Origin of the sequence: Gilliamella sp. BG1 (assembly GCF_046635625.1) — a bacterium.
GTDB lineage: Bacteria > Pseudomonadota > Gammaproteobacteria > Enterobacterales > Orbaceae > Gilliamella > Gilliamella bombi.
On record NZ_JBIDFG010000016.1, the window covers coordinates 1 to 25,603 of the forward strand.

At 32.8% G+C, this 25,603-nt stretch carries 26 protein-coding genes; 15 read left to right on the plus strand and 11 right to left on the minus strand.

The features are described 5' to 3' along the window. Positions 1-299 precede the first annotated feature (299 nt). The 10 genes from rppH (at position 300) to gltP (ending at position 11,824) form a co-directional block, all read left to right on the plus strand. Complete coding sequence (rppH, locus tag ACGH80_RS09310) at positions 300-872, plus strand: RNA pyrophosphohydrolase (RefSeq protein WP_065590265.1); 573 nt, start codon at positions 300-302, stop codon at positions 870-872. Beyond that, positions 869-1,738: a prolipoprotein diacylglyceryl transferase gene (lgt, locus tag ACGH80_RS09315; protein ID WP_065575365.1), complete on the plus strand. Its 870-nt coding sequence runs from the start codon at positions 869-871 to the stop codon at positions 1,736-1,738. The genes rppH and lgt overlap by 4 nt, the downstream gene beginning before the upstream one ends. Further along, positions 1,735-2,529, plus strand: a complete 795-nt coding sequence (gene thyA / locus ACGH80_RS09320) for a thymidylate synthase (RefSeq protein WP_174798815.1) — start codon at positions 1,735-1,737, stop codon at positions 2,527-2,529. Before lgt ends, thyA begins: the two co-directional genes overlap by 4 nt. Positions 2,530-2,747: 218 nt before the next feature. After that, on the plus strand, positions 2,748-3,698 hold the full coding sequence (gene lpxL / locus ACGH80_RS09325) for an LpxL/LpxP family Kdo(2)-lipid IV(A) lauroyl/palmitoleoyl acyltransferase (protein WP_065590268.1): 951 nt from the start codon (positions 2,748-2,750) through the stop codon (positions 3,696-3,698). A 47-nt stretch (positions 3,699-3,745) separates the two neighbouring features. Further along, a complete protein-coding gene (gene rlmM, locus ACGH80_RS09330; RefSeq protein ID WP_411631036.1) occupies positions 3,746-4,828 on the plus strand; it encodes a 23S rRNA (cytidine(2498)-2'-O)-methyltransferase RlmM in 1,083 nt (360 codons plus the stop codon). A gap of 21 nt (positions 4,829-4,849) precedes the next feature. Next, the gene (locus tag ACGH80_RS09335; RefSeq protein ID WP_085165197.1) at positions 4,850-6,697 is read left to right on the plus strand and encodes a penicillin-binding protein activator; all 1,848 of its coding nucleotides are present in this window, start codon (positions 4,850-4,852) and stop codon (positions 6,695-6,697) included. Then, a complete protein-coding gene (locus tag ACGH80_RS09340; RefSeq protein WP_065590271.1) occupies positions 6,663-7,034 on the plus strand; it encodes a YraN family protein in 372 nt (123 codons plus the stop codon). Before ACGH80_RS09335 ends, ACGH80_RS09340 begins: the two co-directional genes overlap by 35 nt. Positions 7,035-7,049: 15 nt before the next feature. Next, positions 7,050-7,628, plus strand: coding sequence for an SIS domain-containing protein (locus ACGH80_RS09345; RefSeq protein ID WP_065590272.1), 579 nt, complete (start codon positions 7,050-7,052; stop codon positions 7,626-7,628). 97 nt (positions 7,629-7,725) lie between these two features. Next, positions 7,726-10,425, plus strand: coding sequence for a DNA topoisomerase (ATP-hydrolyzing) subunit A (gene gyrA / locus ACGH80_RS09350; RefSeq protein WP_411631038.1), 2,700 nt, complete (start codon positions 7,726-7,728; stop codon positions 10,423-10,425). Positions 10,426-10,513: 88 nt separating this feature from the next. Beyond that, the gene (gene gltP, locus ACGH80_RS09355; protein WP_085165204.1) at positions 10,514-11,824 is read left to right on the plus strand and encodes a glutamate/aspartate:proton symporter GltP; all 1,311 of its coding nucleotides are present in this window, start codon (positions 10,514-10,516) and stop codon (positions 11,822-11,824) included. A 431-nt stretch (positions 11,825-12,255) separates the two neighbouring features. Here gltP and rpmG read toward each other — a convergent pair whose 3' ends face one another. Together rpmG and rpmB are read right to left on the minus strand one after the other, a co-directional pair. Continuing rightward, positions 12,256-12,423 (minus strand): 50S ribosomal protein L33, encoded by a 168-nt coding sequence (gene rpmG / locus ACGH80_RS09360; RefSeq protein WP_025314526.1) that lies wholly within the window; start codon positions 12,421-12,423, stop codon positions 12,256-12,258. A 15-nt stretch (positions 12,424-12,438) separates the two neighbouring features. Continuing rightward, the gene (rpmB, locus tag ACGH80_RS09365) at positions 12,439-12,675 is read right to left on the minus strand and encodes a 50S ribosomal protein L28 (RefSeq protein WP_034884345.1); all 237 of its coding nucleotides are present in this window, start codon (positions 12,673-12,675) and stop codon (positions 12,439-12,441) included. Between the two features lie 487 nt (positions 12,676-13,162). Between rpmB and aroE the strand changes: the two genes are divergently transcribed. The 5 genes from aroE (at position 13,163) to argA (ending at position 18,292) form a co-directional block, all read left to right on the plus strand. Further along, a complete protein-coding gene (gene aroE, locus ACGH80_RS09370; protein WP_065590274.1) occupies positions 13,163-13,993 on the plus strand; it encodes a shikimate dehydrogenase in 831 nt (276 codons plus the stop codon). A 155-nt stretch (positions 13,994-14,148) separates the two neighbouring features. Beyond that, a complete protein-coding gene (locus tag ACGH80_RS09375; RefSeq protein WP_411631039.1) occupies positions 14,149-14,502 on the plus strand; it encodes a DUF1870 family protein in 354 nt (117 codons plus the stop codon). A 216-nt stretch (positions 14,503-14,718) separates the two neighbouring features. Next, positions 14,719-15,231, plus strand: a complete 513-nt coding sequence (gene aroL / locus ACGH80_RS09380) for a shikimate kinase AroL (protein WP_411578682.1) — start codon at positions 14,719-14,721, stop codon at positions 15,229-15,231. Positions 15,232-15,474: 243 nt separating this feature from the next. After that, positions 15,475-16,674 carry an MFS transporter gene (locus ACGH80_RS09385; RefSeq protein ID WP_065561259.1) on the plus strand — a complete coding sequence of 400 codons (1,200 nt, stop codon included), beginning with the start codon at positions 15,475-15,477 and terminating at the stop codon, positions 16,672-16,674. Between the two features lie 289 nt (positions 16,675-16,963). Then, entirely contained in the window at positions 16,964-18,292 is a 1,329-nt protein-coding gene (gene argA / locus ACGH80_RS09390; protein WP_296302319.1) for an amino-acid N-acetyltransferase, read from the plus strand. An 82-nt stretch (positions 18,293-18,374) separates the two neighbouring features. Here argA and ACGH80_RS09395 read toward each other — a convergent pair whose 3' ends face one another. The 9 genes from ACGH80_RS09395 to ACGH80_RS09435 form a co-directional block, all read right to left on the minus strand. Continuing rightward, complete coding sequence (locus ACGH80_RS09395) at positions 18,375-19,346, minus strand: sugar-binding transcriptional regulator (protein ID WP_065605625.1); 972 nt, start codon at positions 19,344-19,346, stop codon at positions 18,375-18,377. Positions 19,347-19,465: 119 nt separating this feature from the next. Continuing rightward, entirely contained in the window at positions 19,466-20,710 is a 1,245-nt protein-coding gene (locus tag ACGH80_RS09400; RefSeq protein WP_174798810.1) for a zinc-binding dehydrogenase, read from the minus strand. Positions 20,711-20,833: 123 nt separating this feature from the next. Next, positions 20,834-21,664 carry a mannose/fructose/sorbose PTS transporter subunit IID gene (locus ACGH80_RS09405; protein ID WP_411631042.1) on the minus strand — a complete coding sequence of 277 codons (831 nt, stop codon included), beginning with the start codon at positions 21,662-21,664 and terminating at the stop codon, positions 20,834-20,836. Between the two features lie 16 nt (positions 21,665-21,680). Continuing rightward, the gene (locus tag ACGH80_RS09410) at positions 21,681-22,499 is read right to left on the minus strand and encodes a PTS mannose/fructose/sorbose transporter subunit IIC (RefSeq protein WP_174798808.1); all 819 of its coding nucleotides are present in this window, start codon (positions 22,497-22,499) and stop codon (positions 21,681-21,683) included. 42 nt (positions 22,500-22,541) lie between these two features. Further along, complete coding sequence (locus ACGH80_RS09415) at positions 22,542-23,015, minus strand: mannose/fructose/sorbose PTS transporter subunit IIB (RefSeq protein ID WP_174798807.1); 474 nt, start codon at positions 23,013-23,015, stop codon at positions 22,542-22,544. After that, complete coding sequence (locus ACGH80_RS09420; protein WP_174798806.1) at positions 23,016-23,435, minus strand: PTS sugar transporter subunit IIA; 420 nt, start codon at positions 23,433-23,435, stop codon at positions 23,016-23,018. A gap of 261 nt (positions 23,436-23,696) precedes the next feature. Further along, positions 23,697-24,356 (minus strand): DNA mismatch repair endonuclease MutH, encoded by a 660-nt coding sequence (mutH, locus tag ACGH80_RS09425; protein ID WP_174798805.1) that lies wholly within the window; start codon positions 24,354-24,356, stop codon positions 23,697-23,699. 75 nt (positions 24,357-24,431) lie between these two features. Further along, on the minus strand, positions 24,432-24,980 hold the full coding sequence (locus tag ACGH80_RS09430) for an NADPH-dependent FMN reductase (RefSeq protein WP_085165180.1): 549 nt from the start codon (positions 24,978-24,980) through the stop codon (positions 24,432-24,434). A gap of 60 nt (positions 24,981-25,040) precedes the next feature. Further along, a complete protein-coding gene (locus ACGH80_RS09435) occupies positions 25,041-25,577 on the minus strand; it encodes a Dps family protein (protein ID WP_034913453.1) in 537 nt (178 codons plus the stop codon). Positions 25,578-25,603 lie beyond the last annotated feature (26 nt).

Consider the following 25,603-nt stretch of genomic DNA (forward strand, 5'->3'; position numbering starts at 1 on the left):
AGAAGTGAAACGCCGTAGTGCCGATGGTAGTGTGGGTATTACCCATGTGAGAGTAGGGTGCCGCCAGACTTTTAAATATAGAGAGCCCAGCAGTCATGCTGGGCTTTTTGCTTTTTGGAATATTTATTAAATATCTTTTTGATTATTGAAAATTAATTAATGCAGTAACAAATATTAATTAGTATAAAAAACAGTCAGAAAAAGAAGATATTTGTCACTTTGTAATTATTTTCTATTTATTTCTTGCTGTATGTATGAAACAATTCAGCTATACAAGGAAAATTTTTTTGAGGTAGTCAGTGATCGATAATGATGGCTACCGTCCGAATGTAGGAATAGTTATTTGTAACAGGTATGGTCAAGTACTTTGGGCTCGTCGGTATGGGCAAAATTCTTGGCAATTTCCTCAGGGCGGAATAAAACAAAGCGAAACGCCTGAGCAGGCAATGTTTCGCGAATTAAACGAAGAAGTTGGTTTATCATCAAAAGATGTGAAGATTTTATCCGTTACTAATGGTTGGTTACGATATAAGTTACCCAAAAGGATGATCCGTTGGGAAAATCAGCCAGTTTGTATTGGGCAAAAACAAAAATGGTTTTTATTAGAATTAATATCTGATGTATCAGTCATTAATCTCAATACATCCTCAGCACCTGAATTTGATGATTGGAAATGGGTTAGTTATTGGTATCCCATTCGACAGGTGATTGCATTTAAACGAGATGTCTATAGAAAGGCAATGAAGGAATTTTCTTTATCTGTGTTTGCTATACAGTCTGAAATAGAGACATCAGTAACTAATATTTCTAAAAAGAAACGATTTAATTTCTTTGCTAATAAACGGAAAAACAAAAAGCGTAATAAAAAATGAATCAATATTTACAATTCCCTAATTTCGATCCAATAGCCTTTTCCATTGGTCCGGTATCACTTCATTGGTATGGTGCAATGTATTTATTTGGAGTGCTGGGTGCACTTTATTTGGCTAAGCGCCGTGCAAATAAGCCAAATAGTCAATGGACGTCACAGCAGGTTGAAAATTTATTATTTTGGGGGTTTTTAGGTCTTTTTATTGGAGGCCGTTTAGGCTATGTCTTCTTCTATAATTTAGAAGCTTTTATCAAAGATCCTATAATTTTATTTAAAGTCTGGGAAGGCGGTATGTCTTTTCATGGTGGTTTAATTGGTGCGATTTGCGTTATTGCCCTTTTTGCAAAGGGAACAAAGAAAACTTTTATGCAAGTCGGTGATTTTGTTGCCCCTCTTGTCCCGATTGGTTTGATGTTTGGGCGATTTGGTAATTTTATTAATGGAGAACTTTGGGGGAGAGTAACTGATTCATCGATTGGTATGTTATTTCCAACATCATCACATGCCGATTTTATGTTTGTTCAGTCTCATCCAGAGTGGTTTTCACTTTATTCCCAATTAAATGGTATTTTACCAAGGCATCCTTCACAGCTTTATGAAATGGTGTTTGAGGGAATAGTACTGTTTATTATTTTAAATATTTTTATTCGAAAACCAAGACCTACAGGCTCTGTATCTGGCTTATTTTTATTTTGCTATGGTTTATTTAGATTTGTTATAGAATTTTTTAGACAACCAGATGAGCAGTTAGGCTTATTTTTAAATATTATCAGTATGGGACAAATATTATGTTTACCAATGATTATTGGTGGTATTTTTATTCTTTTATTTGCATATAGATTTAATAATAAGGCAAAAACACAATGAAACAATATTTAACGTTAATGCAAAAAATTTTAGATGAAGGTACACCTAAATCAGATCGAACAGGTATTGGAACACTATCTATTTTTGGGCATCAAATGCGGTTTAATTTACAAGAAGGTTTTCCTCTTGTTACGACTAAAAAGTGTCATTTACGTTCAATTATTCATGAATTGCTTTGGTTTTTGAAGGGGGATACAAATGTTAAGTATCTTCAGGACAATAAGGTAACTATTTGGAATGAATGGGCTGATGAAAATGGTGACTTAGGTCCTGTTTATGGTAAACAATGGCGAGCATGGGAAGCGGCTGATGGTCGCAAGGTAGATCAGATTTCACAACTAATTGATCAAATTAAAAATGATCCTGACTCTAGACGTATGATTGTTTCTGCTTGGAATGTTGGAGAATTAGATCAAATGGCATTAGCACCATGTCATGCTTTTTTCCAATTTTATGTCGCAAATGGCAAACTATCTTGTCAACTTTATCAACGTTCTTGTGATGTATTTTTAGGATTACCATTTAATATAGCCAGCTATTCTTTGTTGGTACACATGATTGCACAGCAATGCGAATTACAAGTAGGTGATTTTGTGTGGACTGGTGGTGATACACATCTTTATTCTAATCATATAGAACAAGCTCATTTGCAACTATGTCGTGAACCAAGAATATTGCCAAAATTAGTTATTAAACGTAAACCTCCAACAATTTTTGATTATGAATTTGAGGATTTTGAAATTGTTGGTTATGAACCGTATCCAGCAATCAAAGCGCCTGTTGCTGTTTAATTTTTGTTAAAAAGTTTCAGGTAACTATGTGTTTCAGTATAAAAATAGATAATTTTAAGAATAGCTAATAGTTTTAACTGTGAGCTACTTAAATATAAACTGATAACAAATTTAGTCACAGAATAATGATATAACGTCCTTAGACTTTGTTTATTTTATGCTCCCGAAAAATAAGATATAATAAGCAACTGTATTATTAATAATAATTTGATCTTAATATGAGTCAAAATCAAGAAATTCGCCCTATTTTTACTAAAAGTTTATTACATCCTCGTTATTGGTTAACGTGGCTTGGTATTGGTATTTTATATTTAATCGTTTTATTGCCATATCCAATCATTTATCAATTGGGAAAAGGGTTAGGATTGCTTTCGATGAAATTAATCGGCAAACGTAAAGAAACGGCTAGGCAAAATCTTAAACTCTGTTTTCCTGAAAAAACACAATCTGAACGTGATCAGATGTTGCGTGAGAATTTTATTTCAACAGGTTTAGCCATTTTTGAAACTGGTATGGCATGGTTTTGGTCTGATAAACGGCTTGCTAAAAAAGTTTCTATTGTAGACGATTTTCATATCACAAAAGTTCAACAATCAGGTCAAGGTGTTTTACTCATTGGTATTCATTTTTTAACATTAGAGTTAGGCGCACGTATCTTAGGAATGAACCATCCTGGAGTCGGAGTGTACCGTCCAAATGATAATCCTGTGATGGATTATGTTCAGCTTAAAGGAAGACTCAAATCAAATAAATATATGCTGGATCGGCATAATACTAAGGGAATGATCCGCGCACTAAAAAATGGTGAATTACTTTGGTATGCACCAGATCATGATTATGGTCCTAAAAATAGTGTATTTGCGCCTCTATTTTCAGTAAAAAAAGCTGCAACAACTGTAGGCACGCGTATATTAGTGAAATTAGCTCAGCCAGCTATTATACCATTTACTCCTAAGCGTGAGAAAGATGGTCGTTACACTGTTTATGTAACATCAGAGCTTGAAGATTATCCAATTGATGATGATGTACTTGCTGCTACTTTTATGAACAAAGCGATTGAACAAGAAATTCTAAAAGCACCTGAGCAATATATGTGGTTACATCGAAGATTTAAAACTCGTCCAAAAGGTGATGCACCTTTATATACTGATAATGTTCAATCTGATTAATATGAATATTTTTTATAGCTTCTGTTGAAAGAGCAAAAAATTACAATATGCAAAAACTAAACAAAATTATTCTCTATTGCCGTTGTGGATTTGAAAAAGAGTGTGCTAACGAAATTACAGATAAAGCTGCTCAGAAAGAAGTATATGGCTTTGCTAAAGTTAAAGAAAACAGTGGTTATGTTGTTTTTGAATGCTATCAATATGATGATGCACAATTATTAATAAAAAATTTAGATTTTCGAACACTAATTTTTGCAAGGCAAATGTTTGTAGCAGGTGATCTATTAGTTGATTTACCTACAGATAACCGTATTTCTCCAATCATTGATGCATTATCTGGATGTATTGACAAAGCTGGAGATCTACGTGTTGAAGTTGCTGATACAAATGAAGGTAAAGCGCTTTCTGGCTTTTGTCGTAAATTTACCGTGCCCTTTCGTCAAGCATTAAGAAGTAAACGTATTTTATTAAAAATTGAGAATCCATCAAGACCCGTTGTCCACTTATTTTTTATCAGTAATACCAGTTGTTATGTTGGTTATTCACTAAGTCAAAATAATTCGCCTTTTTATATGGGAATTCCAAGATTAAAATTTCCCTCTGATGCGCCAAGCCGTTCTACATTAAAATTAGAAGAAGCCTTCCATATTTTTATTCCTTATGATGAGTGGGAGGAGCGATTAAAAGGTGGTTTAAACGCTGTTGATTTGGGTGCTTGTCCTGGAGGTTGGACTTATCAACTGGTTAAAAGAAGTATGATGGTTTATGCCATTGATAATGGACCTATGGATGAAAAATTGATGGAAACTGGACAAGTTAAACATTATCGGGAAGATGGCTTTAAATTTATACCTAAAAAGCATAATATTTATTGGTTGGTTTGTGATATGGTTGAGAAACCAGCTAAAGTAACAGAATTAATAGCCAAATGGTTAATTAATGGTTGGTGTAGAGAGGCTATTTTTAACCTCAAATTACCAATGAAAAAACGTTATGAAGAAGTAAAACAAAATCTATATTTGTTAAATAAAGAGTTAAATAATAAAAAAATCAACGTACAAATTCAAGCAAAACAGCTTTATCATGATCGAGAAGAAATTACGGTTCATGTACAACGAATTTGGGGATAACAAAATTATAAGAGAGTAGGTATGAACTTGAAACGTTACTTTTATGCTATATTGATAATACCATTATTTACATTTTTGGTATGTTGTACTTTAGGAAATTCAGAGAAATCTCTTAACTTTGATGATAACAAAAATTCTAGTTATTATCTTTCACAAGCAGATAATAGTTCTGGAATAGATAAAGTTAATTGGCAATTATTAGCTATTCGTGCACTAATAAAAGAAAATAAATTTTCACAAGCAACTACATTATTATCAAATTTACCACCCAAACTTAATGATGAGCAACAAAAAGAAAAGTTATTATCAGAGGGTCAAATCGCTGTAAAAAAAAGGAAATCATTTGATCTGAATCAATTCACTATTGAAAATTTGTCTAATTCACAACTGTATCGTTATTACATTATTAAATTGGGTTTAGATATAAATGGTAAAGATATTAATGCTCAAGCTCACGATTATCTTCAATTAGAAAAATATGTATCAGAAACAGAAAAAAGGCAATTATTAAATAATACATGGAATTTTTTCCGTAAATTAAAATCTGGTAAAATCCGCAAAATTTTAGTTGATGAAAATGAAACTATATTACAAGGTTGGGTTGATTTAGCTTATGCTTACCAAAATGCGAGTAAAGCATCCACTCCGCAAGATGATGATACACCAGAAATTATTGCCACAAAATCCGAAAATCAAAAACAGCTATTAAAACAAGCTATCAACAATTGGGCTATACAATATCCAGATCATCCAGCAAAAGAGATTATCTCGATATTAACTGGAGAACAAACACTTGCTGTTGATGCTAATGCAAAAAAAGTTGCATTATTGTTACCATTAAATAGCTCTTCACGTATATTTGGTGAAACAATTCGTCAAGGTTACATGGATGGAATTAAGTTTTTTCCACAAGAACCACAACAAAATGTGATTATACTTGATACAACTAGTGCGCCAATGAATACTTTAATCCAACAAGCACAGGAACAAAATGTTGAGTTAATTGTAGGTCCTTTATTAAAGAAAGAAGTTATTGAATTAAAATCACTAGAGCCAGCTATTCCTGTCTTAGCCTTGAATAAGGTTGATAACACTACTGCGTCTGCAAATAAAATTTGTTATTTTGCTTTATCTCCTGAAGATGAAGCAAAAGATGCGGCAGACCATATTTATTCTCAAAATAAAATAAAACCATTACTGTTAGTCCCTCAAAATGATTTGGGTAAACGTGTTGCACAAAGTTTTGCTGTACAGTGGTCACAATTGTCAGCAAATAGTTCACAAGCTTACGTACAATATTTTGGTAACACTCAAACACTAAGCGCCAATATGAATCGTAACATAGGGATTAGTCTTGCTGGCAATCCTATTTTGATAGATGAAACGCTATCAGGGGGAATGGTATCTGCTGGATTTGATGCTATTTATGTTTATTCTTCATATGATGAATTGACGTTGATAAAGCCAATGCTTGATATGGGTGCAAATAAAACTATTGGAAATTCATCTGCGGTTACACTTTATTCAAGTTCTAAAAGTCATGTAGCTAATGCTTCTAATGACTTTAATTATGATATGAATAAAACTGAATATGCAGATATCCCTATGGTTATAAATCAAATGGATAAGGTAAATACAAATATACCTAGCAACATTCAGAAAGATTATTCATTAATTCGCCTGTATGCAATGGGCATTGATGCGTGGAGACTAACAAATCGTTTTAATCAACTTAATTCATATCAACCTAATTTTTTAGATGGTATGACAGGTAAATTATCAACAAGTGATCAATGCGAAGTGACACGTGCACTCTCCTGGCAGCAATATATTTATGGTGAAGATAAATCTGATTCAAAAAGCGAATAAAAAACAAATTGGCGAGCATTATGAAAATATAGCTTGCAAATATTTACTTAAGCAAGGGCTTATACTTCTTGCACATAATAGCCAATTTCGCTTTGGAGAGCTGGATTTAATTATGCTTGATAATAAATGTCTTGTTTTTATTGAAGTACGTTATCGAAAAAATGCTAACTTTGGTGATGCGGAGATGACAGTTACACTAAATAAACAAAATAAAATCAGGCAGGCTGCCCAACAATGGATGATGGCGCAAAATTTAAATATTGAAGATACAGAATTTAGATTTGATATTTTTGCTATTACAGGTAACAGCAAAAAATGGATTATTAATGCATTTTAATTTTAGGTGAAAAGTGTGCAAGATTTAATTAAAAATTACTTCACTGAAAGTATTCAAACTCAAATCGTGATGGCAGAATCACTTGGCTATTCTATTGAAAAGGCAGCAAATATTATTGTCGATAGTTTACTTAATGGCAACAAAATTATGAGTTGTGGTAATGGTTCATCAGCAGCTAATGTACAAAGCTTTACTTCACGTTTAATCACCAGTATTAATATTGAAAGACCAAGTATTCCTGCAATGGCTTTAGTATCAGACAATGTTTTATTAAGTGCTATAGCTAATCATGAGGAGATTTATGCTCGTCAAATTCAAGCATTAGGGCAACAAAGTGATGTTTTAATAATAGCAACTTGCCAAGGGAATAGCAGATCTATCATTCGTGCAGTTCAAGAAGCGGTAATTAAAGATATGAAAATTGTCGCATTAACTGCTTTTGATGGTGGTGAAGTTATTGGCTTATTAGGCCAGAACGATATTGAAATTAGAATTCCGTCTTACAAAAAAGTGATGGCATACGAAATGCACGCTATGATTCTAAATTGCTTGTGCCAATTAATCGAGAATAGACTATTTATTCACAGTAAATAAGCTGAAATAAAGACGGTTTAATTCTGCATTAATAGTGATTTTATGCTATAATTGTGAACTATTTTGATGACTTAAATTAATAAGAGTACATGGTGTTATGACCGAACTAGCCAAAGAAATAACCCCCGTTAATATAGAAGATGAATTAAAATCTTCTTATCTTGACTATGCAATGTCTGTCATTGTTGGGCGTGCCTTACCTGATGTCCGTGACGGTTTAAAACCTGTTCACCGGCGCGTTTTATTTGCTATGCATGAAGCTGGATATGATTGGAATAAACCTTATAGGAAGTCTGCTCGTGTTGTTGGGGATGTAATCGGTAAATACCATCCACATGGTGATTCAGCAGTTTATGACACAATTGTACGTATGGCTCAACCATTCTCATTACGTTATATGTTGGTTGATGGTCAAGGTAACTTTGGTTCTGTTGATGGCGATTCAGCTGCTGCGATGCGTTATACTGAAATTCGTATGCAAAAGTTTGCTGGAGCATTATTAACTGATCTAGATAAAGAGACAGTTGATTTTTCACCTAATTACGATGGTTCAGAAATGATCCCAGATGTGTTACCAACACGAATTCCTAACTTATTAATTAATGGCGCATCAGGGATTGCTGTTGGTATGGCGACTAACATTCCTCCTCACAATCTCTCTGAAGTTATCAATGGTTGCTTGGCTTTTATTGAAGACGAAAATATTTCAGTCGATGGTTTAATGGAGTATATCCATGGGCCAGATTTTCCAACAGCAGCATTAATTAATGGTCGAAAAGGTATTGAAAATGCGTATCGCACAGGTCGTGGTATTATCTATATTCGCTCTAAAGCTACCATAGAAGTTGATGATCATAGTGGACGTGAAACCATTATTGTTAATGAGATTCCGTATCAGGTTAATAAGAAAAAACTGATCGAAAAAATTGCAGAATTAGTTAAAGATAAAAAAATAGAAGGTATTTCGGCATTACGTGATGAATCAGATAAAGACGGTATGCGCATAGTTATTGAAATCAAACGTGATGCTGTTGGTGAAGTTGTATTAAATAACCTTTTCTCTTTGACTCAATTACAAGTTTCATTTGGTATCAATATGGTGGCTTTACATAAAGGTCAACCAAAACTCCTAAATTTACGCGAAATGATTGAAGCTTTTGTGCTTCATAGACGAGAAGTTGTAACTCGTCGAACCATTTATGAATTACGCAAAGCACGCGAACGTGCTCATGTATTAGAAGGTTTAGCAATCGCACTTGCCAATATTGATCCTATCATTGAGCTTATTCGTGCTGCTGCAACACCTAGTGAAGCAAAAACTAAATTATTGAGCCAAGCTTGGCAACTTGGAAATGTTGCTGCCATGCTAGAAAAAGCAGGTAATGATGCAGCTAGACCAGAAGATTTAGCACCAGAGTTTGGTATTCATGATGGATATTATTATTTATCAGAAGCACAGGCTCAAGCGATTTTAGATCTCCGCTTACACCGCTTAACCGGCCTTGAACATGAAAAAATTCTTGATGAATACAAAGAATTATTGGTTCAAATTGGTGAGTTATTACATATTTTAGCTAGCTCAGAACGTTTAATGGAAGTGATTCGTGAAGAATTAGAAAGCGTTCGAGACCAATTCCAAGATGCTAGAAGAACAGAAATTACAGCGAGCAGTGCAGATATTAATATTGAAGATCTTATTGCTCAAGAAGATGTGGTCGTTACTCTTTCCCATCAAGGTTATGTAAAATATCAACCACTTTCAGATTATGAAGCTCAACGTCGAGGTGGTAAAGGTAAATCTGCCACTAAAATTAAAGAAGAAGACTTTGTCGAAAAACTATTAATTGCCAATACCCATGATACGATTCTTTGCTTCTCAAGCCGTGGTCGATTATATTGGATGAAAGTTTACCAACTGCCTGAAGCCAGCCGTGGTTCTCGAGGTCGTCCAATTATTAATTTGTTACCTCTTGAAGAAAACGAACGAATCACTGCAATCTTACCTGTTCGAGAATTTGATGATGAACATTGTGTATTTATGGCTACAGCACAAGGTACAGTTAAGAAAACATCTTTAATTGAATTTAGTCGTCCACGAAGTGGCGGTATTATTGCGATTAATTTACGTGATGATGATGAATTAATTGGCGTCGATTTAACTAGCAATGATCCATCAGCTATTGTAGATGATGAAGAACTTAATGATGATGCCATTGTTGAAGATATTGACTCAGAAGATGATAACCTGATTGGTGAAATCTCAACGACTGAAGATATTATGTTATTTTCTGCTAATGGTAAAGTTGTTCGTTTTCCAGCCAATAAAGTTCGTTGTATGGGCAGAACGGCCGCAGGTGTACGTGGCATAAAACTTGATAGCGATGATAAAGTGGTTTCATTAATTGTACCTAGAGGTAGTGGCGCAATTTTAACTGCAACTCAAAATGGATATGGTAAACGCACACAGCAAGAACTATATCCAACCAAATCAAGGGCAACTAAAGGTGTTATTTCTATCAAAGTTAGTGAGCGAAATGGTACTGTTGTTGGCGCAGTTCAAGTTGATGAAACCGATCAAATCATGCTAATCACAGATGCAGGAACACTTGTTCGTACTCGTGTTTCAGAGGTAAGTATTGTTGGTCGTAACACTCAAGGTGTCATGCTTATTCGAACAGCTGACAACGAAAAAGTTGTGGGATTACAACGAATAGCCGAAACAGAAGATGACGCAAGTGGATCGGAGGTATCGGAAAATAATGAACGGCACGATTCACTTCAAGTGTCCGAGGATTAATTATTTAATAATCTAAAAGGATTAGTTTTGCTAATCCTTTTTTATTTTAAAGAATCGTAAAAAGGAATAGTATTAGATGTCATTTTTAATAAAAAAAATATTAACAAATCTTGCATGGCAAATTTTGATTGCTTTGATTCTAGGAATTGCCGTAGGTGCTTATTTATTTGAGCTCTCTGCTACAAACCACCCTTTGCATTCATATTATCAATTTTCAATAGTAAATATATTTCAGCCTGCAGGCGATATCTTCATTCGGTTAATTAAAATGATTGTGTTGCCAATTATACTGAGTACTTTAACTCTAGGTATTGCAGGTCTTGGTGGCTCAAAACGGTTAGGGACCTTAGGTTTTAAAACAATTCTCTATTTTGAAATTATTACAACTATTGCTATTTTATTAGGTCTTTCTTGGGGAAATATTTTTTCACCTGGCTCGGGAATTGACTCCTCAACACTTGCAACGACAGACATTAGTAAGTATACCCAAGCAGCTGAAGAATTAAGCGGTAAACCTCATGGTTTAATTGTTATGATATTAGATATGATTCCTGCTAATATCTTTAAAGCTATGACGGACGGTGCTGTTTTACCTGTGATTTTCTTTTGTGTCTTTTTTGGTCTAGGCTTAATGTCTTTGCCAGATAAACAACGTGAACCTTTTCTTTTATTTTTAAAAGTAATTTCAGATACTATGTTTAAAGTAACTAATATGATAATGCGTTATGCACCTATTGGTGTATTTGCACTTATCACGGTAACGGTTGCTAAATATGGATTTGAATCTTTACTTCCACTACTTAAATTAATTTTAACCGTCTATTCGGCAATGATTATTTTTACGTTAGTGGTATTAGGGCTGGTTTGTAAAATTTGTAAATTTAATATTTTTACATTATTAAAAATCTTGAAAGAAGAATTAGTGATTGCATTTTCAACCGCAAGTTCTGAAACTGCATTGCCTAAAATAATTGAAAAGATGGAAGCTTATGGAGCACCAAAATCGATAACTAGCTTTGTTATACCTACAGGCTATTCATTTAATCTTGATGGTTCAACACTCTATCAAAGTATTACTGTTATCTTTTTAGCACAGTTATTCCACATAGATTTAACTATTTTGGATCAGGTTATTATTGTCATCACTTTAATGATTGCATCTAAAGGGATTGCAGGTGTACCTGGTGCGTCAATTCTTGTTTTATCGGCAACCCTAGGTAGTGTCGGTATTCCTCTTGAAGGGATTGGTTATATTATGGGGGTAGAACGTATTTTAGATATGGGCAGAACAGTAGTTAATGTGGTTGGTAATGCACTAGCAGCAATTGTTATTGCGCGTTGGGAACATACTTTTGACGACAAAAAAGCAAGAGCTTATGAACAACAATATTTAAAATGATTAAATAATTATGTAGATTAATTTATCCCCAAAAAACTACCTGTTTATCAGGTAGTTTTATGCAAAGTATATCCATTTAATTATTGATAAGAATAAGAAATATTTTGTCATGTCAAATTCAACTCTTTCACCATCGGTGACCACTAATCAGAAAGAAATCAACTTCGCAATGCTCTCTTTTTTCATAATTAGGTATTTCATTAATTACATACCCTGATATAGTATTTATCGATTCAAAAAATAGAAAACCAAAGCTTAAGTAAATTCTAGAAGACACCTTAATTTTTTAGAGATTATTTAACTATGAAGTATAAACAACTCGTTATTTTCCATAGATTAATGTTGTTTTATTGAAAATAGCGATAATTTTGTCTACAAATAGATATAAAAAAACCCAGCATTTGCTGGGTTTTTCAGTATTTATTAGGTAACTATTTAATTTTAGCTTCTTTATAAATAACATGCTGACGAACTACAGGATCGTATTTTTTGATCTCCATTTTTTCAGGCATAGTTCTTTTATTTTTGCTAGTGGTATAAAAATGACCTGTACCAGCAGAAGAAACTAATCTGATTTTTTCGCGTACACCTTTAGCCATGATATGGTTTCCTTATTAGTACTTTTCACCACGGGCACGAAGTTCAGCTAAAACTGCATCAATACCCTTTTTATCGATAGTACGCATACCTTTAGCAGATACACGCAATTTTACAAAACGTTTTTCGCTCTCAATCCAGAAACGGTGAGTTTGAAGGTTTGGTAGAAAACGACGTTTAGTAGCATTCATCGCATGAGAACGATTATTTCCTACTAAAGGACCTTTTCCTGTTACTTGGCATACTCGTGACATGTCAATAATTCTCCGAAATTTCTATGCTTAAGCCCTGGGCGTAATATGTTAATGGAATTGACCTCGTCAGGCTTTTAGTTTACTGCAGTTCTATCTGAGAAGCAGCTTAACCTCTCACACTACACCCATAATAATGAGGTAGCGAAGTATACGCTGTTATGCGCAAATTCTCAAGTATTATCTTACCTATGCATAAAATTAGTTTACAATGGCATAACTCATATAATATTTATTTTCTTAGTTAAAACAACATTTCTAAAAATTATTAAAACCATTTTGAATCAATATGATAGATAAAATTTCTATAAAAATTTTTTGTAATAGCACTTACTTTTTTCTTATAACGAACAATTCATTATAAAACAATGTACTGTCTTTAACATCATTTTAGAAAAAATGATTTAATTTAATAATAAATATGTTTTAATAAGCTTGATTAAGATTTTTATTTATATCGTGTTAATTTTCCAATTTATAAGGAGATTATATGAACCAGTTCACGCCATATAGTATATATGGCATTATCGGTTATCCTTTAGGGCACAGTATGAGTCCACTTATTCATACTACGTCATTTCAAGATTATGGGATCCCAGCAGTTTTAGTTCCTTTTCCTACTCCACCAGAAGAGATACCGACACTTTTTAAATCAGTCAGATTACTAAATATCCGTGGATTATGTGTCACTATTCCACATAAACAGACTATCATTCCTTATTTAGATGAAGTGACAGATCATGTAAAAAAAGCAGGTGCTGCGAATTTGGTGTATTGGGATGGGGATAAACTTTGTGGGGATAATACAGATATTATTGGATTCATGGAGCCACTTCAAAATAAAAAACTGCCAGCAGAATTCAAAAAAGTGTTATTACTTGGAGCAGGAGGTGCTGCACGTGCAGCTGTAGTGGGATTACAGGAACTTGGTTATACCGATATTACAGTAACGGATATTGCTGATGATTTACCTCAGGCATTAGCTAGTGAATTCAACCTTAAAACTATTTCATGGGAAGACCGTAGCAAAGTTGAAGCTCAAATTGTTATTAATTCAACACCATTAGGTATGACGGGTAAATTTGAGAATCAAACACCTTATAAACAAGCTTGGTTTAAAGGTAAAGGAGTGGCTTACGATATTGTTTATACTCCATATAATACTTGTTTTAGACAAGAAGCAGAAAGAGCTGGCTGGGAATCTATTTCAGGACGTGAAATGTTTATTGGTCAAGCAAATGCTCAATTTAAAATTTGGACAGGAAAAGATCTTTCTGAACGAGCAAAACAAGCTGTAATTGATGCTTTAGCTAAACATTAATTACCAAACAGGCAAACATATCTAGTTAAATTGGAATTAATCGTATTTTCTACTGTTTATACAATTAGCTGCTATTGCCAACATATATTATGTTGGCATAGGCAAAGTTAATATATTAATTGGATAGTTCAAGCGCATTATAATAAGGAGCATTTATGACTAACTTAGAATTGCAAGCGTATCGTCGTTTTCTTATGCTAAAAGTATCAGAAGCTAGTGAATATATTGGCAAAACAGATATTAATACATGGCATGATTGGGAAAATGGTACAAAGCCGATCCCAGAGTTTGTCGGAAAAGCAATGCAAGAACTAAAAAAAATCAGAAACGAAAAAATAAATATTATTATAAATAGTATTAATGATCGTATTGGTAGTAATACAATCCGTTATTTTATGACATACGAAGAGTTCAAAAAGGTAAATTTAGAGCTTGATGTGATTCAATGGCGGTTACATCAATCGATTGCAACAGAGCTCTATTTCCGTGGTTTAGAAAAGTTATGTTAATTAACTTTATTAAGATGACTTTTAGGTTTTAAAAGCTTCCTTATAATATTGTAAACATTTCATTACGGATATATTCTATATAGGTTATTTTTAATTATATAAAAAATATATAGTTATATATTTTTTATATAATATGTAAAAAAATTGTTGCAAAAATAAGAGCGAATCACTAGCATGGTTAATATATTCTATAAATCTGAAAAGATAAAACCCAATATGAATAAAACAATTTTTTTAGTTGGTGCACGGGCTGCAGGTAAAACAACGATGGGAAAGATGTTAGCAAATAAGCTATCGTTTTCTTTCATTGATACCGATAGCTATTTACTCGAAACTACCCAAAAAACGGTAGCCGAAATTGTTGAAAAAGAAGGTTGGGAAGGATTTAGAGCAAGAGAAAGTCAGGTGTTGATTGATACAACTAAACCTAATTGTGTCATTGCAACTGGTGGCGGCATGGTATTAGCCGAGCATAATCGGAATTTTATGAAACAAAATGGCACAGTTATCTTTTTATCTGCACCTGCGGCAACACTAGCTGCGCGTTTAATGAAAGATCCTAACATTGCTCAACGACCATCACTAACTGGCCTATCTATTTATGATGAAATGGAAAAGGTATTGGCTGAAAGATTACCTTTATATCATGATGCTGCACATCATGTGATCAATGTTGATCAAGATGAAAGTTTGATTCTTGCAAAAATTTTTGAAATGCTTCGAAACTAATTTAACTTCTTTTAATAAAAAGGCCGCTTAAAAAGAGGTATTTTTATTAATAATAGAAAAAAATAAATTTTTAAAATTTAACCAAGATTCTATATAAGTTTAATTTTGAATAAAACTTTATTGTTTTTTAGAACCAAATAAAAGCTAAGTAACAAATTTATACTTACTATCTTTCTGATTAATATTGATACTTGTATATTGAATAGAATTATAATTTTATGTTTTACATATGGAGTATGACAAGTGGATAATCGAAAGGTCAATTCTTATGGAATTGCAGGATCTATATATGCAAATTATATAATACAAAGTATTGCATTAATTGTGATCATGCAATTTTCATATGATATATCGAAACAACTTAATATTGATCTAATCGGCATTGGTAAAATTGCTTCGGGTATAGGAATTGGAAAAATATTATTAATGTTTGTTGGTGGTGTATTGTCAGATAAATTTGGTCGCAAACTATTTATTTGTCTAGGTATGGCTTGCTATGCTATTTTTTTTCTAGGAATGCCTTTTTGTACTAATATAAATATTGCTTTTTGTTTAGCTATTGCTATTGGGGCTGGAAATTCTTTTTTAGATACTGGTTCAATGCCAGCATTAACAGAATGTTTTCCAAACTCATGTGGTACAGCTAGCGTATTGATCAAGGCTTTCATTTCAATGGGATCTCTTGTTCTTCCATTTATTGTTGTTTTTTGCCATCAATACCAAATATGGTATGGTTGGATTTTTTTTGGTTTTGTTGCTTATCTAATAGTTAATACACTATTTTTACTTCCTAAGCAGTTTCCACATATAGATACCTCCATTAAAAGTAATGAATGCTCACAAAGTTATTTTATTGGAAAACCTAATTTTGGATTTGAAGGTATTTTATTAATTATTATGGGATTTACAACAACAGCAACATTCGTTATTGTCTTGCAGTGGTTGCCAACTATCGCTATCAGAGCTGTTAATATGAGCGAACCTGATGCTAATCAACTGATTAGTTATTATAGTACTGCCTCAATTATTTCTGTATTTGTTACGGCTTTTGTAGTCAAACATCTATTAAAACCTATCTTTTGCATCATTATTTTGCCTGCCTTATCTGCGTTGGTATTAATCATTTTTTATTTTAATGTTTCACCTGCAATGTGTGTTATCGTCGCAATAGGAATGGGATTAACTGCGGCAGGGGGGGTACTTCAATTAACTTTGGTTGTTATGCAACAAATGTTCCCAACACGAAAAGGTCTTGCTGTAGGTTGTATGTATACTTTTAGCGGTCTATCGTTTGTTATCATTCCGCTTATAGTACCAAAATTAGCTATGTTCAATGTAAGTTATGCCATATTAATTGACTTTTTTATTGCGATGTCAAGTGTAATACTTGGCTCAATTATCTTTTATCGTTTTAAAAAGGTAGTTGATATAACAAAAATATAATTTTATATATTTTAAGAATAATAATGTTAGAGGGCATGCCAATATGGCATGCTTTTTTTCGATATTAACATCTCATAAAAATTTTAATTTATTTTCGTATTTAACAATTCAATATTTTGTTAATCCATTATTACTTAATCAAAAATCATTAAGCTTAAGCCATTAACTTTTATTAATAGCAAATTTTAAGATTTTTATTAGATTCTTGAAATATTGCTTGCCATAAAACCAAAAATAAATAAAAATACAAAAAAAGTGAATAAGTATTCAGTTTGAGGTGGTTGTAAAAATGAAAGAACGTACAACTGAGTTAGTTGATGGCTTAAGACATTCTGTACCTTATATTAATGCACATCATGGTAAAACATTTGTAATTTTGCTCACAGGCGCAGTGTTAAAAAGTAATAATTATTCAAGTATTATTAGTGATATTGGTTTACTTTATAGTCTTGGTATTAAACTTGTTATTGTTAATGGTGCTCGCAATCAGATTGATGAATCTTTAAAAAATCATAATATCACACCTAAATATTATAAAAATACGCGTATTACCGATGCAACAACACTAGACATCATTAAACAAGTTACTGGTTCATTACAACTCAATATTACCGCAAGTTTATCAATGAGTTTAAATAATACTCCATTACAAGGAGCTCATATCAGTGTTGTAAGTGGTAATTTTGTGATTGCACAACCTTTAGGGGTAGATGATGGGATTGATTATTGTCATACAGGTAAAATCCGTCGTATAAACAACGAGGCTATAGCTGAACAACTAGATCGTGGATCAATTGTGTTACTAGGCCCTGTTGGCGTTTCGGTTACTGGTGAAAGTTTCAATTTAGCGTCTGAGGATGTTGCAACCGAAGTTGCTATTCGCTTAAAAGCGGATAAATTAATCAGTTTTTGCGCAGAACAAGGAGTACTAGATGAAAAGGGGCGTGTTATTACCGACCTTTATCCTGTTGATGCGGATAATTATGTCAACAAAAAAGAGCAGCAAGGTAAACCTTTATCTAGTGAAGCACGTTTTTTACGTGCAGCATCTAAAGCATGCCGTAGTGGGGTCAGACGAAGCCATTTGGTAAGTTATTTGGTTGATGGCTCAATTTTACAAGAATTATTTTCGCGTGATGGGATTGGAACACAAGTAGCGATGGAACATTCTGAACAAGTGCGTTTAGCAACTATTAACGATATTGGAGGAATTCTAGAACTCATACGTCCACTTGAAGAACAAGGTATTTTGGTTAAACGTTCACGTGAGCAGTTAGAAATGGAGATAGATAAATTTACCATTATTGAACGTGATAATATGACAATTGGTTGTGCAGCACTTTATCCATATCCTGAAGAAAAAATGGGAGAAATGGCCTGTGTAGCTATTCATCCTGATTATCGCAATTCATCTCGAGGAGATGACTTAATTGAAAAGTTAACAGAAAAAGCAATCCAGTTAGGGCTCGAAAAAATATTTGTTTTAACTACACGTAGTATTCATTGGTTTAGAGAAAAAGGTTTTAACCCTGCAGAAGTTGATGATTTACCGATTAAAAAGAAAAAACTTTATAATTATCAAAGGAATTCTAAAATTTTAATGCTTGATATTCTTTAGATTTTTATAAGATTAAGTCTTATAGATGGTAATATTGTTTTCTAGTAACGAATATTATTTGCTAATCTTTTAGTTGAAAAAATTAGTTAATTAATTGAGTGGCCATTTCATCACTAATTACTAATATATCAATATAATTTGCATTTAATGCTGCTTTTAAACTATTGATTTTTTCGGAGTCACCACTTGCACATATTTTTAGTGGAATTTTTTTTAGATTATCTAAAGTTACTCCAATAATTTGATTACAAAATGGTGTTTTTAATTCTGTTCCTTTATTATCGAAAAAGCGAGATAGAATATCACCTACAATTTTTTTATTAGCAATTGCTTGAAATAATTCTCCATAAAAACCGTACCATATAGAACTTTTGGAGATAGCAGGGCAACCGATGCTAAAAAGCGCTACGGTAATCTTACTCCACCAATCCTTTAATTCTTTCATATGTTGAGTTTTTTCAATTTCTAATTTCAATTGTTCAGTATCAACAATAGCAGGGTAATCAATAAGTATAGCTTGACTGTTTAATTTATTGGAAAGTTTATATGCAATATTATTAACATGATATTTTGTTTCAATTTTTCCTGATGGCCCACCAATCATCGGTACGATAATTGTATTATTAAACTGAGTATTATCATTTTTTAAACTACTAACAATATAATTAATTGTGCGCCCCCATGAAATACCAATGATATCGTCATCATGAATATTCTTAATTAATACATTTGCAGCGACATTGCAGACAATTTGATTCTTGCTGTCATTATCGATATTTTGATTAACAGGTACAACAATAACTTGTTTTAAATTAAATTTATTAAGAATTTTTTCTTCTAATGCAATATTGGGCAGTAAATCATAATTAATTGAGATAGAAACAATGCCTAGTTCACGTATAACTTTTAGCATTCGACTAATGCTTGATCTGTGTATATTGACGATTTTAGCTATTTCAGATTGAGTTTTATTTTCTTCATAATAGAGTTGAGCTATTTTTATTAATAATTTGTGTTGCTCAAAATCGTAGTTACCAACGTTATTATTGATCATGGCTATTTTATTTTATCAGTCATTGTTATTAAAAATTACTATTTGTTTTTAAGAATATCAAGATGCCATTGATAATAACTCTTATTATGGCATCTTGATGTCGTTAAAGTATATCAAAATTAAGACTCAATATCAGGAAAATCATTTAATACTAAATCTTCGGCTTCTTTTGACCAAATACCATGACTTTTATTTAATATTTTCTTTAATGCTACATCATCAGCACTATCTGTTAGAGATTCTAAACTTTTAAGTCCAAACCGTTTGTGAGTGTAGACTAGTTTTTTTCCACCTTTAATTTTATCTTGTAATTGAGTTATTTCGCAGGCTTGATCAATTCCCATTATATGTGAAACAATCTTAGCAACATCAACCTTGCCTGACTCAATTAGTTTAACAGCTAAGCGCATGTCATCAGTATTTCCTCCTGATGTTCCTACAATATGTGTAAAATTATAATGTACATTATAAAAATTAATTTCTGCTTCAAAATTTTTATCTTGGGGGCCTGCAAAGAAATTTAGACAACCGTCAAATGCCAATAATTGTGATGCTAAATGAATTAACTCTTTTGATGGTAAAAAAATAAAGATATCATCAAAACTATTTTTTGAAGCTTTGCTTTTCAATAGAGACAATTGATCTTTATTATCAGATATATCAACAAATTCAAGTTCAACTCCATTGCGTGATTGGTATAATGTTTTCAGATGTGCTATTTTTTCTTTATTTCGCCCTGTGACAACCACTTTATTCGGTTTGATTGGCCCATTTAAAGCATAGTCTATTGCAAGCATCCCCATAGGACCTGTTCCCCCTAATATGAGCAATTCTCCATTAGGTTTTATCCCCATAATATGATCATAACTATTTGGTTTTAAATGATAGTTAGCATTAAAAGCACCAATGATACAGGATAAAGGTTCGATTAAAGCTCCTTCAAAATAAGTTTTTCCATCATAAGGAATTAAACAATCTTGCTTTAATACGTCGTGATTAACTATCATGTAGGTTGCACATCCACCTGTATTCGAATAAGAGTAACCAACACAATAAGGGCTATTAGCTAGCTGTAAATTAGCTTGTATGACATATTTTTGACCTTCTTTAAATTTATATTGCCAATTTTTACCTACTTGCAAAATATCACCGCAACACTCATGCCCAATAATGATTGGATTGTTTTTTAAATCTGGTGGTGTTTTTTTATGGTTTTCTCCTTGATTTACTAGCTTTAGTGAAGACATGCACATACTGTCAACAATAACAGATACCAACACTTCATCGTCAGTGATTGGTGGAAGTTCAAAAGATTCTAATTGAAGATCATTTTTCCCATATAATCTAACGGCTTGAGTTTTCATATATTCCTCTTTAATAAATTAAATTTGATACAAATTTATACTCAATATTGCTTACCCAGTTATACTGATAGTTGTAAGAAGAAATATTTATAACAAATTGTTTTAATGTTTTTTGTTTGCGTTTTAAGCGAGAATACCTAACCCATAACCAATAATACCTACAGCAAATAAAGCAAAAATTAAGATAATTGGGCTGACCTTTTTTCTGAGTAATTTCATCATTAACAATGTTAAAGCTAGCGGGAGTAAACCAGGTACGAGATCGTTGAGTATACCTTGTACTGTCATAATGATTTCATTACCATTTGTATCGGTAGTTTTAGATACCACTAAAGGTACATTTATTGAGGTCCATTTTGTCACCAATACTCCCATAATAAATAAACCAAGAATGGAAGCACCTTCTGTCAGTTTAGGCAAGATACTACCCGAAAGATCTTTAACAATACCTATTCCTTTTGATAATCCATAGGTTAAACCATACCATTTCATGGCAAGTCTGACTAAATTAAACAAAATAAAAAATAATAATGGACCTGCAATATTACCTGTGAGAGCTAAAGATGCACCAAGTGCCGCAGTGATAGGGCGCAATGTTCCCCATACAAGAGGATCGCCTACTCCAGCTAAAGGACCCATTAATCCAATTTTGAGGCTATTAATTGTTCCATCATTAATTGGTGCGCCATTTGCTTTTGCTTCTTCCATCGCTATGGTGACACCAAGCACAGGGCCACACATTGCAGGGGTTGTGTTGAAAAAGGATAAATGTCTTTTTAATGCTTGGCGTTGTTCATCTTTTGTATGATATACTCGTCTAATTGTTGGAATCATATCTACACAAAAAGCAAGTGCATGGATACGTTCATAATTAAAAGAAGCTTGTTGAAAATTAGAACGAATAAATGTGCTAATCACATCTTTTTTCTGAACGGTTTTTAACATCTCTTTCATAATAAAATTCCTATAATTAATCATCTAACTCATCATCAGTGATTATTTGATTGGTATTTGCTGTCGAATTTATAAATTTGTCATTGTTTTTTATTACATTAAACTTTGGATTTAATTGAACATAAATAATGGCAAAAATAACTCCTAAAATACCAAATGAAAGTAAACTAAAATTTAAATATCCACCTAAGACAAAACCCAAATAGAAAAATGGTGCTAAATATTTAACAATCATCATGTTTAATACCATTGCATAACCAACTACAACGATAAATCCACCAGCTACTGAAAGACCACCAGTGACAATATCTGGTAACATATTTAATAAAGATTGTACGGTGTTTGCGTCAACGTAAATTGCAACAAGCGTAGCTGGGATAGATACTCTTAATGCTTGCACAAAAAGCGCACTAAAATGAAGTAACTCGATTTTCCGAAATTGAACCTTTTCTGCTGCTTTATCGGCTTCATGCTGAAATATAACTGTAATAGTTCTTGCAAAAACAGTTAATATTTGTCCTGCTGCTGCAACAGGAAGAGCTATAGCTATTCCTGTTTGGATATCTTGCCTTCCGATAACAACTAATATAGTTGAAATTACACTAGCCAATGCTGAATCTGGAGATTGGGCTGCCCCTATATTCATCCAACCCAATGCTATGAGTTCAAGTGTACCGCCTAAAATGATACCTGTTTTTACATCACCTAATATTAAGCCTACTACGGTACATGCAATTAATGGACGATGTGTTTGAAATTCATCAAGTACACTTCCCATCCCTGCTATGCACGAGAAAATAAAAATGAACATGATTTGAAGTATTGAAATATCCATGTTTCCCTCCTGCTAATTATTATGTTAGTACGGATAACCCTGCTAAAGCATTTTAATAAAATCAATATCAGGATCGGTAATAACAACTTTTAAACATAAGTTGATGCCCATCTCATGCAATTTTTTAAATGAAGATATATCATTTTCATCAACAGAAACGGCTTTGGTAATTTGTTTTTTTCCCTCTTTAAACGACATTCCTCCAATATTAACCTCTTTAATGGGGACACCTGCATTGACTAATCGTAAAACATCGGTTGGGTTTGTAAAAAGATAAAAAACAGTGTCATTTTCGTATTTAGGATTTTTGTAGACTGCTGCGGCCTTATTAATACTTATCACTGAAACTTTAATTCCTGGTGGAGCCGCTTGTTTAACTAGTGTTGAACGTATTTCATCATTAGCAACTTCATCACTGACGATGATAATTCTTTCAGCCTTGGCTTCTTTTGTCCAAACGGTAGTAACTTGACCATGAATCAATCTATCATCAATACGAACTAAATTTATGATCATTTATAATTCCTCCCTTGTAGGTTCATTTTTATATAACAATTTGAAAGATTTAATAAAATTTAACTTAGTTTCGTTTAATTGTTCAAATACGTTTTCAATATTGATAACAGAGAAATCAAGATTTAATAGCTCTAAGCAAAGAGGTAGAGATAATCCAGTAATTACTTCGATATTACCTAATTGCATTGCTAGAATGGTGGCTGCGTTATAAGGGCTACCTGAAAATATATCAGTGATGATGATGAACTGTTTCGATTCTGATTGGTTAATAATTTTTAGATATTTGCCTTTTAGACTATCAATACTATCCCCTGGTTCAAAAGTTATAGTATGTAAATTAGGGTATTGTCCTGCAATCATCTCAATGCTATTTTTCATTTCATATGCAATTTTTCCGTGTCCAGCCAAAATAATATTCATTTAACACCTCTCACAAATTCTCTTTATTAGTCACAAATGTTTATTTGAGTTTAAATTTACATTCACATATTCTCAAAGTAAATCACTAATGTGAATAATTGTGATGTAGATTGGATTTTTTGTGAAAATAAGCGGAAAGATGTTCTTTATTTTTAAAAGGAATTGTGAACTATTGTCAAGAATTTTAATATTTAAAGAAGATTTGGTATAAAAAAATATATAATTAATATGTTTTGGTTATGATCAAAGCGATTAACAAATTTAAGCTTGTAAAATTTGCATTGTAAATGTTTTTTTTAAGTAAAACCCACGTGGTCGAGTTAAAATAATATCACCATTTTCACCAATTGCTTCCGTAAGAGCTTGCCCATTGGCTGCTTTAGGCCTAATTTGTAAATAAGTACCATATCGAGCAGTAATTTTTTCAACATGCCCTAGTGCTATCATATCCATTAACTCTTCCCAGTCTTGTTTGAGCTGTTGCTCTTGTTCTTTAGTTGGTGTCCACATAATAGGTTTTCCAACTTTTCTATCTGCGAGAGGAATAGTTCTTTCACCTTCTATCGGAATCCAAAGCACTTTTGCAAGTTTATATCTAACATGGCTTGTCTCCCAAATAACACCATGATTAGCCATTAATGGTGTGACACTAACGAAGGTTGTTTCAAGTGGTTTACCGTGTTTATCAACAGGAATAGTTTTAAGCTCTATACCAAGATTAGCAAAATCTTGCTCAGCTTTACTACCAGCATTTGCTCCTAAAAAAGTTTCAATAAGATTGCCTACCCAACCCTTTTGTTTATTTAGATTATTCGGTATAGGTATGTTTAAGTATTGTGCTATCTCGCCAAAAGTAAAACCTGCTGCTAACTGAGCTCGTTGCAATAATTCTTGTTCACTATTAGGAAAAAATATAGGCATGGCAAAAATAGTTAACTTACTTGTTAAGAAAACACAGTCAATTATATTGACTGTGAATCTTAAAATAAAGAGTTATTAGCTTAACTTTTCAACCCAACTTGCATAGCTATTAATAATAAGGATTAAGAATTCTTTACTTTTTTCAGTAATATTACCACTTTCATCAAAAGCAGAAGCTACATTACCAATATAAGCTTCAGGCTGTTGTAATGTCGGCATATCAAGAAATACTAATGATTGACGAAGTTGATGGTTAGCGCCAAACCCACCAATTGCACCTTGTGAAACGGAAACAATTGCAGCGGCTTTTTTAGACCAAATGCTCTTACCATAAGGACGAGAACCAATATCTATTGCATTTTTGATAACAGCAGGAACTCCACGATTATATTCTGGTGTCACAAAAATAACACCCTGACAATCGGCTACTTCTTTGCGGAAACGAGTATAAGAGGCAGGAGGGGTATCATTATCAATATCTTCATTATATAAAGGTAAATCGCCAATTTGAATAATTTGTAATGAAAGTGATGGTGGTGCAATTTTTTGAAAAACTTTTGCTACTTTTAAGTTATAAGAGTCTTTGCGCAAACTTCCTACCAGTACAGCAATTTTTTTACTCATCTTAAATCTCCACTTTTTTATAAGAGGTATTTTTAACACCTCTTAAATTAATAGTATTTGTTAATGTCCTGATGAGTCGACTTTTCGGCCTGCTTCAAATAAGAACCATGCACGTTGTTCTGTTTGATCGATCCACTCTTCAATTAAACTGGCAGTAGCGGTATCATTGTATTTATCACAAATATCATGTGCAACACGCATACGTTCTGTTAGTTTTACATTATCTTGGCATAGCTCGGCAAGCATATCTGATGGTTCAACGAAATCTGCATCATTATCAGAAATACTCTGTAATTTAGCAATGTGACCAATTGAGCGTAGAGTTGTGCCACCTAACTTACGGACACGTTCCGCAATCGGATCTGTCATTGCAAATAGCTCTTCACCTTGATCATCTAGCATTAAGTGGTAATCACGGAAATGAGGGCCACTAACATGCCAATGAAAGTTTTTAGTTTTTAAATATAAAGCAAATACATCTGCTAAAACAGAATTCATTGCTCCAGAAATATCTTTTGATGCCTTTTGTCCTAAATCAGTAGGAAACAAAATAGCTGATTGTTGTAGTTTTTTAGCAGAAGCCGTACTTTTAGCCATGATATATTCTCCTTTAAATTGAATAA